General features: G+C 58.7%; 12 protein-coding genes and 2 pseudogenes. 2 read left to right on the top strand and 12 right to left on the bottom strand.

Annotation, left to right across the window (positions count from 1 at the left end; all coding sequences use genetic code 11):
• The 4 genes and pseudogenes from SFLMC1_RS02780 to SFLMC1_RS11405 form a co-directional block, all read right to left on the bottom strand.
• Positions 1 to 1,344 (bottom strand): ABC transporter substrate-binding protein, encoded by a 1,344-nt coding sequence (locus tag SFLMC1_RS02780; RefSeq protein WP_152073493.1) that lies wholly within the window; start codon positions 1,342 to 1,344, stop codon positions 1 to 3.
• Positions 1,345 to 1,829: 485 nt separating this feature from the next.
• Positions 1,830 to 1,967: a hypothetical protein gene (locus tag SFLMC1_RS02775; RefSeq protein WP_156064337.1), complete on the bottom strand. Its 138-nt coding sequence runs from the start codon at positions 1,965 to 1,967 to the stop codon at positions 1,830 to 1,832.
• Between the two features lie 144 nt (positions 1,968 to 2,111).
• Complete coding sequence (locus SFLMC1_RS02770) at positions 2,112 to 3,089, bottom strand: uracil-xanthine permease family protein (protein WP_226814223.1); 978 nt, start codon at positions 3,087 to 3,089, stop codon at positions 2,112 to 2,114.
• 88 nt (positions 3,090 to 3,177) lie between these two features.
• Positions 3,178 to 3,306: pseudogene (locus tag SFLMC1_RS11405) on the bottom strand (Rid family hydrolase); the annotation flags it as partial.
• A 210-nt stretch (positions 3,307 to 3,516) separates the two neighbouring features.
• On the opposite strand from SFLMC1_RS11405, the gene SFLMC1_RS02760 reads away from it, so the two are divergent.
• Together SFLMC1_RS02760 and SFLMC1_RS02755 are read left to right on the top strand one after the other, a co-directional pair.
• Entirely contained in the window at positions 3,517 to 6,018 is a 2,502-nt protein-coding gene (locus SFLMC1_RS02760; RefSeq protein ID WP_152073491.1) for a U32 family peptidase, read from the top strand.
• A 15-nt stretch (positions 6,019 to 6,033) separates the two neighbouring features.
• A complete protein-coding gene (locus tag SFLMC1_RS02755) occupies positions 6,034 to 6,693 on the top strand; it encodes an RluA family pseudouridine synthase (protein ID WP_226814208.1) in 660 nt (219 codons plus the stop codon).
• Positions 6,694 to 7,112: 419 nt separating this feature from the next.
• Here the strand turns inward: SFLMC1_RS02755 and SFLMC1_RS02750 are convergent, their stop codons facing one another.
• The 8 genes and pseudogenes from SFLMC1_RS02750 to rpsC form a co-directional block, all read right to left on the bottom strand.
• Entirely contained in the window at positions 7,113 to 7,859 is a 747-nt protein-coding gene (locus tag SFLMC1_RS02750; RefSeq protein WP_152073490.1) for a DeoR/GlpR family DNA-binding transcription regulator, read from the bottom strand.
• Positions 7,860 to 7,862: 3 nt separating this feature from the next.
• Positions 7,863 to 8,942: a Gfo/Idh/MocA family protein gene (locus SFLMC1_RS02745; RefSeq protein WP_152073489.1), complete on the bottom strand. Its 1,080-nt coding sequence runs from the start codon at positions 8,940 to 8,942 to the stop codon at positions 7,863 to 7,865.
• A 398-nt stretch (positions 8,943 to 9,340) separates the two neighbouring features.
• Positions 9,341 to 9,646 carry a 50S ribosomal protein L24 gene (gene rplX, locus SFLMC1_RS02740; RefSeq protein WP_099432059.1) on the bottom strand — a complete coding sequence of 102 codons (306 nt, stop codon included), beginning with the start codon at positions 9,644 to 9,646 and terminating at the stop codon, positions 9,341 to 9,343.
• 13 nt (positions 9,647 to 9,659) lie between these two features.
• Positions 9,660 to 10,028 (bottom strand): 50S ribosomal protein L14, encoded by a 369-nt coding sequence (rplN, locus tag SFLMC1_RS02735; protein ID WP_006235041.1) that lies wholly within the window; start codon positions 10,026 to 10,028, stop codon positions 9,660 to 9,662.
• Positions 10,029 to 10,145: 117 nt separating this feature from the next.
• A complete protein-coding gene (gene rpsQ, locus SFLMC1_RS02730) occupies positions 10,146 to 10,406 on the bottom strand; it encodes a 30S ribosomal protein S17 (protein WP_152073488.1) in 261 nt (86 codons plus the stop codon).
• A gap of 16 nt (positions 10,407 to 10,422) precedes the next feature.
• Complete coding sequence (gene rpmC / locus SFLMC1_RS02725; protein WP_006235039.1) at positions 10,423 to 10,638, bottom strand: 50S ribosomal protein L29; 216 nt, start codon at positions 10,636 to 10,638, stop codon at positions 10,423 to 10,425.
• A 107-nt stretch (positions 10,639 to 10,745) separates the two neighbouring features.
• Positions 10,746 to 11,141 (bottom strand): annotated as a pseudogene (rplP, locus tag SFLMC1_RS02720) (50S ribosomal protein L16); the annotation flags it as partial.
• On the bottom strand, positions 11,141 to 11,851 hold the full coding sequence (gene rpsC / locus SFLMC1_RS02715; RefSeq protein ID WP_006235037.1) for a 30S ribosomal protein S3: 711 nt from the start codon (positions 11,849 to 11,851) through the stop codon (positions 11,141 to 11,143). The pseudogene rplP and the gene rpsC, both read right to left, overlap by 1 nt.

Here is an 11,851-nt window from a genome sequence, read left to right as displayed (position 1 = left end):
CTACTTGTTTACCGCATCCAAAGCAGCCTGTGCAGTCTTCTGCGCTTCGTCCAGGGCCTCTTTTGCGGGAACATTATCGATCTCGACCTTATCGGCCGCTACCTTCAGCGCATCGTGAACCTGCCCGTTGGTCGGATCGACAGGATAGATGGAAGCGTGCTTCGCCTGGTTAAAGGGAACGACGGCCTGGGGATGGTCCTCAAGGTATTTCTTGTACGTATCGTCTTCCATGATCTTTTTATTCACCGGGACGTATCCGACGGTCGTGCTCCACTCGACTTGGGAATCGACAGACATGAAGTACCTCAGGAAATCGTACGCGCCCTGTTTCTCTGCATCGCTCGATGATTTCAGAATGCTCATCGTCTGTGCCCCCGCCGTGGGCTTTGATTCGGTAGCACTGGACCAAGCAGGCTGTTCAATGGCCTGAACGATACTGAAATCGAGGTCCGCCTGATCTCCCGAAGAACCCGTATAGCCGCCGGCCTTGTTTTGGATAACATCGTCGATGGTGTCGTACCAGTACTCCCAGCCCTGTCCGCCAGAGTGGATGGCCATCGTCTTGTCGTCATGGATCCACTTGCGAAATTGCTCAAATACCTCGACCCACTGTTTTGAATTGATCGTTACCTTCTTGCCATCCTTCGAGAATACCGAGGCGCCGTTGCTGAGAGCAGCATCGATCATATTGTCTGGGCCCCACATGGGCTCCCATCCATATTCGTACTTTCCGGTCGCCTTGATCTTCTTGGCGGCATCACCCAAATCCTGCCAAGTCTTTATGGACGATGGATCTACGCCGGCGTCCTCAAACGCCTTGATGTTGTAATACAGGACCTGAGTCGTTCCGTAGGCCGGCAATGCGAACTGCCCACCCTTATCGTTGGTTCCCTGACTGTAAAAGGCAGAAATCAAATCGTCCTTGTTGAAGGTGTCATCCTTTTTGGTGTACTCGTTGAGATCGGCCAAGAGGTTCTTCTCGTCGAGCGTCCTTGCGGCAGAAGGACTCAATAGCACCAAATCTGGCGCAGAATTACCTGCGATGGCAGCTTGGAGTTTTTGATACGTCTCGTCATAATCCGCTTGGGTAACGGTTTTGACTTCATATTTATCCTGGGATTTATTGTACTTGTCGACAATATCCTGGATGACGCCCACGGCTGTTTTGCCGCCTGCATACCAGAATTCTACGGTCGTCTTTTTTCCGTCATTTGCAGACGTCTGCGTCGTCTTACTGTCCTGTGCAGACTTGCCGGCATTTGTAGCCGTGCAGCCCGTTGCGTTCAATAGGCTGGTCGCACATAATAAGACCGCAAGCGCAGCGCTTATCATCTTTTTGAGCATGTACATCCTCCTGGTGACACGAGTTCCGATATCGCTATCATCTTATGTACGCGGTGTTAATAAACCAGCCTGCGAAACCTTAAGGCTATGTAACGTAAACTAAAGGCTATGTAAACTAAATCCCGGGCTACTTATTGCCCTATGAGCCGCCGACGCATTCGCTGTCCGTCTCGCCGCCCATGGGCTATCTTTCGACAGGTACGTCCAATCGCCCTCTTTCCGCCAGACCCATCGCTTGACCTTGTCGGATCCTCGATGACACGCTTAAATACGATAGACGATGGAGCTCTCGTCTCCGCCACATTTTGACCGCTGCCGTCATCTCTTCTCCTATCGTGCCGGCCGCACATTGGACGGGCGACATGACACTCGCCGAAGCGCTTGTCTAAGATTCCAATTGATACCAAGAGCCCCGTATACAAAACGAGAGGGCGTCGAAATGAGTCGACGCCCTCTTGCGAAAGAGAGAAAGACTAATGGTCGGGCTATGACTCATTCAGTGTATGAATCGCCTCGACATCCACCGTGCGCTCGCCGGTCGAAGCAGTGCGCTCATCGATTTTGACCATGCGGACAAAATGTTCATAGCCGCACGGACGAAGCAGCGAAGTCGCCACCGTCACCGATCAGATACCCGCCTCAACCAGATTGCTAGCGCTTGTCTCATCCACCCCGGCGGAGAAGGAAAGGCGTATATGACCATCGAACCTGTGGGCGATTTTCTCTGCCACAAACGACATGGCCGTTTCTCATAATCAACGTTGCGCTTAATCCTCCCCGACAGATCCGGACATCTGGGCCTCGACACGCGCTTCTTCGAGATTTTCCTCGCCCTTGGGCAGGCAGATGTTCAACAAAATGGCGGTGATGGTGGAAACTACGAGCGCAGAGGAACCGAAGACGGTGCCAACCCACTCGGGCATACCGGCGCCGGCAAGGCAGCCGGAAACCTGCTCGATGCCCAGACCAAGAGCAATGGCGGTGCCGACGATAAGTTTCTTGCGAGCCGTGAGGCCACCCTCAACGATCAGGTCGAGACCGCTCATCGTAATCGTTGCAAAGACACCGAGAACGGCGCCGCCCACGACGGGCTGGGGAATACAGGTGAGCACCGCGGCGAACTTAGGCAGAAAGCCAGCGACGATAAAGACCAGGCATGCGAAGGTAAAGACCAAACGATTCTTTACGCCATTGGAGATGATGATGCCAGTGTTCTGCTCGTAGGTCGACTGGGGTATGGCACCGACGAATGCGCCCAGGATACTCATGATGCCTAGGGAGATGATGCCGCCGGCATACTCATCGGAAGTGGGGATACGGCCTTCGACGGCGTTGACGGTCATAGCAACGCCACCCATGTTTTGCAGGCAGTTGACCACATAGACAATGGCTACGGTCGCCATGGCTGCAGGCTGGAACTCAAGCTGGAAGTGCATGATCTCGGGCATGGCAACCCATGCGGAATCGCCCACAGCGGAAAGATCGAGCATACCAAAGGGAAGCGAGACAATCGTGCCGATGACGATGCCGAACAGAAGCGAGCCCAAGCTCAAAATACCCTTACCGTAATTACCAAGCACGAACACTGCGACAAGGGTGATGATGGCGATAAGCCATGCCTCGGGCGTGCCCCACAACGGCGTTCCCATACCGCCGGCCATCCAGCGAATGGCGATCGGATACAGGGAAAGGCCAATCGTGAAAATGACGGTTCCCGTAACCACCGCAGGGAAGAGATGGCGAATGTACTTGATGAAGAGTATTTTTTAATAATTTATTATTATCAATTGCTATTTTCTGAGGCTGCTTGCGATGGGACCCAACGCGCTTGGGAAGCTCGCCCGTCGCCGAATCGATACCAAGCTGACCGGAGAGAAACAGCGCGTCGCCCAACTTGATGCTAGGAGAGTACGGGCCGATGGCGGGCGGAGCATTCGTGGGAGCAATAGTCTCTTTGTGCATACCGGGCTCCATTCAAGAAAGGGTTTCTATTTGGAGGCTCCGGATTATGGCTCTGGTCTATGGCCAACTTCCCGCATGCTGTCCATCGCTCCAAGGCCATGCAAACTTTTTTATAGGTAATAATTTGGTACTATGCAGAGCTCGAACAAATCGCAGATACAAGGCGGTCACGCTATACTCAAAATGAACCTCGACGAAAGATTTGGCATAATGACGCAAACCAGCCACTCGCACCCCACCGCACCCACCTATCCCGAGCTTTTGGCGCCCGCCGGAGGGCCCGAGCCCTTTGCCGCCGCACTCGCCGCCGGGGCAGACGCCATCTACTGCGGCATGGGCAGCTTCAACGCCCGCCGCAAGGCCACCAACTTTACCGACGAGGCCTTTGAGCAAGCCTGCCGCGCCGCACATCTTGCCGGGTCGCGCGTCTACGTCACGGTCAACATCGTCATCAAGCAGTCCGAGATGGGCGATGCGCTGCAACTCATCCACCGCTGCTCCACGCTGGGCGCCGACGCCTTCATCATCCAGGACTGGGGCCTGTTCTTTGAGGTCAAGCGCACCATGCCCGCCATCGAGACGCACATCTCAACCCAAGCAAACATCCACGACGACCGCGGAACCCTTTGGTGCCGCGAGCAGGGCGCCGACCGCGTGACCCTCTCGCGCGAGCTTTCCATCGACGAGATCGCCGCCATCCACGACGCCGCGCCCGATGTGGACCTCGAGGTCTTTAGCCATGGCGCCATCTGCTTTTGCTACTCGGGCCTGTGCCTGCTCTCGAGCTTTGCCATGGCGGGCCGCTCGGCCAACCGTGGCATGTGCGCCCAGCCCTGCCGCCTGCCCTACGAGCTGATCGACGAGAACGGTCGCGCGCTCTCCCCCGCTGGCCGCGAGCGTGCGCTATGCCCGCGTGACACCAACACCTCACAGCTTGTTCGCCGTCTGTATGACGCCGGCGCCGCATCGCTCAAACTCGAGGGCCGCATGAAGGCGCCCGATTACGTGTACTCCATCGTTGATGTGTATCGTCGCGAAATTGACGACATGCTGGCCGGAGCTACGGTGGCCAAGGACGAGGAAGCCGCGCGCCAGCGCCAGCTCAAGCGCTGCTTCAACCGCGACTTTACGCACGCCTATCAGGACGGCACCTCGGGCGATGAGATGATGAGCTATGAGCGTTCCAACAACCGCGGCCAGATCGTGGGCACGGTGCTGGGCAGCCGCCCGGCCAACCGCGATGTGCGCGGACTCAAGCCCGACGACCGCCGTCGCCGCGCCGCCATCGCCCGCATTGAGTTGTTTGAGCCCGTGGGCAAGGGCGACCTGCTGGAGCTTCGCCACGATAACGAGTTTGACCAGTTCCTGACCACCATTGCCGCCGATGATGCCGCCGCGGGCGACATCATCGAATGTCGCGTGCCCCGCAGCATGCCCGAGGGCTGCCACGTCCGCGTGATCCGCAGTCAGCGTGCCATCGACGCCGCCGGCGCCGCGCTCAAGCGCGATGTGCTGCGCCGCCGAGCTGTTGATGTGTCCGTCGTGGCGCGCCGGGGCGAGCCGTTTACTGTCACACTCACCTGCTGTGACAACCCCGCGCTCACCGCCACCGCCACGGGCTTTACCGTCGAGGCCGCCAAGACCCGCGCCGTCGAGGCGGCAGACCTGGTTGAGCATGTGGGCCGCATGGGTTCCTCGCCCTTTGAGGCGGCGAGCTTTGACGTTTCGCTCGACGCCGGCTGCGGTATGGGCTTCTCCGCCGTGCACAAGGTGCGCGCCGCCGCCTGTAAAGCATTGGAGGAGGCCATTTTTGCGCCGTACGAGGAGCGCACGAAAACGCTCGAGTTGCCGGCGATTGTAACCAGTGATTCCCGCCCCATGTCCGAGCACTACCGCGACGAGCCGCAGGTCTGCGCCACTGTCACCACGCTCGAGGCTACCGAGGCAGCCCGCGCGGAGGGTGCGACGCGCATCTACATGACCACCGACGCGCTCGAGGCTGTCGGACTCTCCCCCGCCGATGCGTTTGAGCAGGGTATCGTGCCCGTACTCGACGAGGTCTGCCGTGCCGTCGACCACGAGCGCGTCGATCCGTGGATTGTTGCCGGGGCCACCGTCGCCGTCGGCAATATCTCCGAGCTCGCCGTAGCCGCGCATGCCGGCGCCACGGCCGAGGTTCGCTCTTGCCTGCCCGTGCACAACACGCCCTGCATGGAGGCACTTGCCGAGCGCGGAGCCGGTGCGTTTTGGCTCTCGCCCGAAATCACGCTCGACGAGATTGTCTCGCTCGGCGCCGCCGCACCCGCGGCTCTGGGCATCACCGTCTTTGGCCGCCCGCGCGTCATGACAAGCGAGCATTGCATTCTGCAGGTTGCCAACGGCTGCATCCACGATTGTGCCAACTGCCGTCTGCGTGCCCGCAAGCTCTCGCTCAAGAATATCGACGGCAAGGTCATGCCCGTGCGTACCGACATCCACGGCCGTTCTCGCCTGTACGATGCCTACCCCATCGATCTCACGCCACAGGTTCCTCAGCTGCTCGATGCCGGCGTGCGTCGTCTCATGGTGGACGGAACGCTGCTCGAGACGGATGAGGTGGGCCGTGCCGTCGCCCGTGTCCGTCGCGCCGTCGAGGCCGCGCAGGCCGGCCGCAAGCCCGCCGCCCGCCTACGGGGGGCGACCTCGGGCTGCATGTTTGTGGGAATCAGCTAACCGAAAGGCTTACACGTGAACGAAGAACCTCAAGTCCTCTACTGCGACGCCTGGCTCATGGCCATCGACAAGCCCGCCGGCATGATCGTCCACGGCGACGGCACCGGCGAGCGCACGCTCACCGACTACGCCAGCGACCTGCTGCTGGCGATGGGTGACGGCTTTGCCGCGACCGACATGCAGCCGCTCAACCGCCTGGACCGCGACACCACCGGCGTGGTGTTGTTCTCGCTAAACAAGCAGACGCAGCCCGCCTTTGACCAGATGGTCATCGACCACGCTTTCGAAAAGCACTACCTGGCGCTCGCCGAGGGTAAGATCGACTGGAACGAAAAGCTCATCGATAAGCCCATCGCCCGCGACCGTCACGACAGCCGAAAGATGCGCGTCGGCGCCAGCGGCAAGCCGTCTCAAACGCGCGTGAAGGTGCTCAAGCGTCTTAAGAGCCGCCGTGGCCTTCCCACGCGCTCATATATCGATGTGGAGCTGCTCACCGGCCGCAAGCACCAAATCCGTGTGCATCTGGCGAGCGAGCGTCATCCCCTGGTTGGCGATGAGCTCTACGGCACGCCGCGTCCCTGCGGCCTGATGCTCCACGCCCACAGCGTGTCCTTCACGCATCCCGTAACCGGCGAGCACATCCACATCGAAGCCCCTTGCCCCTGGGAGCCCTAAAACCTGCCGATAAGGGACAGGTTTATTTTGGTAGGTTTTATCTAGGCAAACGTCAAGCCGCCACGATGGCTCAGCCGCGGCGCCAAAACGTCTCGATCTGTAACAGTTAGAACCCATTTTTCGGTCTATCTGTTACAGATCGAGACATTCAAATCCCCCTCAAGGGAAAATCTCAATCTGTAACAATAACTCGGCAAAATTGGTCCCAGATGTTACAGATCGAGACAAAGGGACGGCGCGGTTCGGAAGTATCTCAATCTATAACATCTAACCCACTTTTAGTGGTCTAGTTGTTACAGACTTAGACAAACCCGGTAAACAACAAAAGCGGCAACGCCCGAAATGGACGTTGCCGCTTTTCCATTGATCCACCGCAACGGTTCCTGCCCCGTCACGGTGGTTATGGCCTTGTCCCGTCGCTAGACCGTGATGACGTTGTCCATCGACTGGTACTTGGCGGGTACCTCGCCCGCAGTGATGATCGTTGCATCGCGAAAGTCCGCGAACTTGACGGGCGCCACCATGCCAAATTTACTGGCGTCCGAGATTACGAAGCGCTTGGCGGTATGGCGCATCGAGATACGCTTAACCTGCGCTTCCTCGATATCCGGTGTGGTGAGACCTTGGTCGGCGGCGATGCCATTGGAACCCCAAAAGCCGCAGTTGAAGTTATAGCGGTCCAGGGTCGCCAAGGCATCGGGACCGACGAGTGCCTCGGTCTCGGGCTTGAGCTCGCCGCCCAGTACCACGGTGCGCATGCCGCGTAAAGCGAGATGCTGAGCGTGAAGCACGGAGTCGGTCACATAGGTGACACCCTCAAGGCGCGGAAGATGCTCGATGAGCTTGAGGGTCGTGGAGCCCGAATCGATATACACAAAGCTATCGGGCTCCACCAGGGCCGCGGCACGAGCGCAGATGCGCTCCTTGTCGTCGTTATGGAGATCGCTGCGCTCGCTGATCGTCAGGTCGCGCGTCACGTGCGCGCGCTCCAGACTCGTCGCGCCTCCGTGCACCTTGGCGATACGGTGTGCGCGGTCGAGCGTCTGCAGGTCGCGCCGAATGGTAGACGCCGTCACGCCCAAGGCTTCGGCAAGCTCCGGCACGGTAACCGAACCGGCCTGCTGCACCATCGACACGATCGCGTTGAGCCTATCTTCCGCAAGCATCGCTTACTCCTCCTCGGGGTACACGACTCCCCAATCGGCGCGGAGCTTGGTCATCAGCTCCATAACATCAGAAGCATAGCCCAGAAGCTCGCGCTTCGAATCATCGCCGGCAACGGCCTTCTCCAGGTCGGCCATCTCGTAGCACAAAGCGTATGCCTCGTTGCCGGCGTGAACCTCCTCGCGGCGACCGTCTTCAGTCCACACGATGGTCGCATGGTCGGCACGCGGATACTCGTTGACCTCGATATAGCACTTATCGAAGCTGATGACCGAGCGCTTGGGCTGCTTGGAGTGGAGCGTAAGGCTCACAATACCCAGCTGCTGCTCGGCATTGCGGCATACAATACCGCCCGCAACGTCGACACCAGTCTCGCAGGTATTGCCCAGAGACACGGCCTCAGCGGGCTGGCTGGCCATAAACAGGCGCATGACGGACAGGGCATACACGCCAATGTCGAGCATGGCGCCGCCGGCAAGACTACGGTTGTAGAAGCGGTTGGTCAGGTCGCCGTACTCCTTATAGCTACCGAAATTGAGCTGGGCGAGGTTCATGCGGCCAAAGTCACCCGCATCCATGCGACGCCGCAGCTCTTGATACAGGGGCATGTGGAGCACCGTAGTGGCATCCATGAGGACCACGTTATGCTCGTCGGCAATGGCACGGGCCTCATCGAGTTCGGCGGAGTTGAGCGTAATGGCTTTCTCGCAGAGCACGTGCTTGCCAGCTACCAGAGCAGCACGCAGATAGGTGATATGCGTGTTGTGCGGCGTTGTGATATAGACGGCGTCGATATCTGGGTCGGCGTAGAGGTCCTCGACCGTTTCGTACACTTTCTCGACGCCATACTGTTCGGCAAAAGCCTGGGCCTTGGCCAGCGTGCGGTTGGCGACGCCCGCAAGCTTGCGGCCGGCCAGAGCGAGGGACTGGGCCATTTGGTTGGCGATAACGCCGCAACCGATCACAGCCCAGCGAAGCTCAGGAGCCGTAAAGATATCGTCGGGGAACGGCTTGTCCTGGACCGAGGCAAACGCCGCCTTAGCGGCTGCTTCGGCGTCGAGCGGAGCCTGTTTAGAATCTGCCATTATGTGCCTCCTGCGTCGTGAAAAGTCTTTTTCTAACAGCTCTATATTCGCACAAATACGCGTGTATGTGCGTGTTTTTGCGTATCCCTCCGTCAAATGGTCAACATTTTTACGCACTCAACGCGTATATACGTATTAGTGAGCAATTAAACGCAAAAGAACGCGCATCAATACGCACGAAAACAATTAATGGAGAACAACGCATTATTTATGCTACTCATTTATGTCTGTCCTCAATGAGTATTTTTGATCTAAAGACTGTCCCCATAGGCTAGTCGTTTAAGAACGTCCCAAACGACTACTCATTTATGTCTGTCCCCAATGAGTGGGGATAGAAAAAGGCCCGGGTGCCGTGGGGGCATCCGGGCCTTTACTAGCAACTTGATGTTGCGGGCAGCTTAGAACTTGTGGCCGCACTTCTTGCAGACGCGCAGCTTGTTCTTACCGTCCTTCTCGTGACCGACGCGGGTAACCTTACCGCACTCGGGGCAAACGAGATTGACGTTGGAGGCATCGATGGGAGCCTCCTGCGAAACGATACCACCTTGCTGGTTGGCAGCGTTGGGCTTGACGGCCTTCTTGACGACCGAAACGCCCTCGACAACGACCTTGTTCTCGGCGGGGAGAGCACGCAGGATAACGCCCTGCTTGCCGCGATCCTTACCAGAGAGAACCTGGACCTTATCGCCCTTCTTGATATACATATATCTCCCCTAACTACAGGGTCTCGGGAGCGAGCGAGACGATCTTCATGTACTTCTTGTCACGAAGCTCGCGAGCGACGGGCCCGAAGATACGGGTGCCGACGGGCGAACCATCGTTGTTGATGACAACGCAGGCGTTCTCATCAAAGCGAATGTAGGAGCCATCCTTGCGGCGGATCTCCTTAACGGTGCGAACGACGACGCAACGGACAACGTCCTTCTTCTTGACGTTGGCGCCAGGGGTAGCCTCCTGGACAGCACCGATGAACACATCGCCGATGCCTGCATAACGACGCTTGGAACCGCCAAGCACCTTGATGCAGCGAATCTTGCGAGCGCCGGAGTTGTCGGCGACGTTCAGCATGGTTTGCATCTGAATCATGGTAGATGTTCCTCCGAACTAAGAACCGAAGAGAGGTGCGCAGCCTTTATACGGCCGTGGTATGCAAGCCAGGCATACGCACATCTTCGGAAACGTACAAGTCGTAAGAGCGACTGCTTATTTAGCGCGCTCGACGACCTCGATGAGGCGCCAACGCTTCATCTTGGACATAGGACGGGTCTCCATAACGCGGACGGTATCGCCCACGCCAGCCGTGCACTCCTCGTCGTGAGCGTGCAGCTTCTTGGAGCTGGTCATCATCTTGCCGTACTTGGCGTGACGCTTGCGCTCGGTGACGGTGACAACGATGGTCTTGGCACCGGAGACGGAGGTAACGACACCCGTACGGACCTTACGCGAGTTACGCGAATCAGTCATGTTCTCTCCTTAGGTCCTACTCGGCGACAGCGGACTTCTCCGCTGCGATCTCGCGGGCGCGCTGCTCCGTGAGGACGCGAGCGATGTCCTTCTTCACGGTGTTGACGCGAGCGGTGTTGTCCAGCTGGCTGGTGGCCATCTGGAAACGAAGGTTAAAGAGCTCGGCGCGCATTTCCTTCAGCTTCTCAACGAGCTGAGCGTCCGAGAGCTCACGAATCTCTGCGGGCTTCATTAGTTCTCCTCCTTGGCGGCGGCGGCGTCCTCAGCAGCCCACTTGGCCTCGAGAGCGGCCTCCTCAGCCATTTCCTTCTCGATGCGCTGCTCAGCGTTCTTGGCAACCACAATCTTGGTCTTGATGGGGAGCTTGTGCTGAGCAAGACGCAGAGCCTCGCGAGCTACCTCCTCGGGCACGCCCTTGACCTCGAACATGATGCGGCCGGGCTTGACGACGGCCACCCACTCCTCGGGGTTACCCTTACCAGAACCCATGCGAGTCTCGGCAGGCTTCTTGGTGATGGGCTTATCGGGGAAGATCGTGATGTAGACACGACCGCCACGCTTCATATAGCGGGTCATGGCAATACGAGCGGCCTCGATCTGACGGTTGGTAATCCAATGGGCCTCGAGAGCCTGGATACCAAACTCGCCGAAATGCAGCTCGGTATTACCCTTGGCCTGGCCCTTCATGGAGCCACGCTGCACCTTGCGGTGAAGAATACGCTTAGGGGCAAGCACTACTGACCCCTCCTCTCGGAGTTACGACGACGAGGACGGGAAGAGCCCTCGAGTGCAGGGTTGGGAACAGGCTGGCCCGGGAGCTTCTCACCCAGGTAGATCCAGACCTTCACGCCGCAAGCGCCCATGGTGGTGCTGGCGACAGCCGTGCCGTAGTCGATCTTGGCACGGAGGGTGTGCAGAGGCACGCGACCCTCGCGGTACCACTCACGACGGCCCATCTCGGCACCGCCGAGACGACCGGAGCACTGGATACGGATGCCCTTAGCGCCGGCCTTGCGGGCAGACTGGACAGCCTTGCGCATAGCGCGACGGAAGGCAACGCGGCCCTCGAGCTGCTCGGCAATAGACTGAGCAACGAGGTTGGCGTCGAGCTCGGGGCGCTTGATCTCGACAACGTCGACGGAGAGCTGGCCCTTGGAGACGCCAGCGACCTTCTCGAGCTCGGTGCGGAGGGTATCGATCTCGGCACCCTTCTTACCGATGACAACGCCGGGGCGAGCGGTGAGGATGATGACCTTCACCTTGTCGCCAGCGCGCTCGATCTCGACGCGGGAAACAGCTGCGCGGGAAAGACGCTTCTCGAGATACTTGCGGATCTCGAGATCGTTACCGAGGGTCTTAGCGTAATCCTTCTCTGCGAACCAGCGGGAGCGCCAGTTCTCGGTGATGCCAAGACGGAAGCCGGTGGGGTAGACTTTCTGACCCAT

Source organism: Collinsella aerofaciens, from assembly GCF_901212495.1.
Classification (GTDB): Bacteria; Actinomycetota; Coriobacteriia; order Coriobacteriales; family Coriobacteriaceae; genus Collinsella; species Collinsella aerofaciens_H.
The sequence above is the reverse complement of the archived record's forward strand: the minus strand, read 5'-3'. Positions and strand labels throughout refer to the sequence as shown.

Coding starts and splice junctions, on each gene's coding strand:
- rplN (WP_006235041.1), bottom strand. CDS start 10,028: ATGATTCAGATGCAAACCATGCTGAACGTCGCCGACAACTCCGGCGCT.
- rpsQ (WP_152073488.1), bottom strand. CDS start 10,406: ATGACTGATTCGCGTAACTCGCGTAAGGTCCGTACGGGTGTCGTTACC.
- rpmC (WP_006235039.1), bottom strand. CDS start 10,638: ATGAAGCCCGCAGAGATTCGTGAGCTCTCGGACGCTCAGCTCGTTGAG.
- SFLMC1_RS02750 (WP_152073490.1), bottom strand. CDS start 7,859: ATGCTTGCGGAAGATAGGCTCAACGCGATCGTGTCGATGGTGCAGCAG.
- SFLMC1_RS02780 (WP_152073493.1), bottom strand. CDS start 1,344: ATGCTCAAAAAGATGATAAGCGCTGCGCTTGCGGTCTTATTATGTGCG.
- SFLMC1_RS02745 (WP_152073489.1), bottom strand. CDS start 8,942: ATGGCAGATTCTAAACAGGCTCCGCTCGACGCCGAAGCAGCCGCTAAG.
- rplX (WP_099432059.1), bottom strand. CDS start 9,646: ATGTATATCAAGAAGGGCGATAAGGTCCAGGTTCTCTCTGGTAAGGAT.
- SFLMC1_RS02760 (WP_152073491.1), top strand. CDS start 3,517: ATGACGCAAACCAGCCACTCGCACCCCACCGCACCCACCTATCCCGAG.
- rpsC (WP_006235037.1), bottom strand. CDS start 11,851: ATGGGTCAGAAAGTCTACCCCACCGGCTTCCGTCTTGGCATCACCGAG.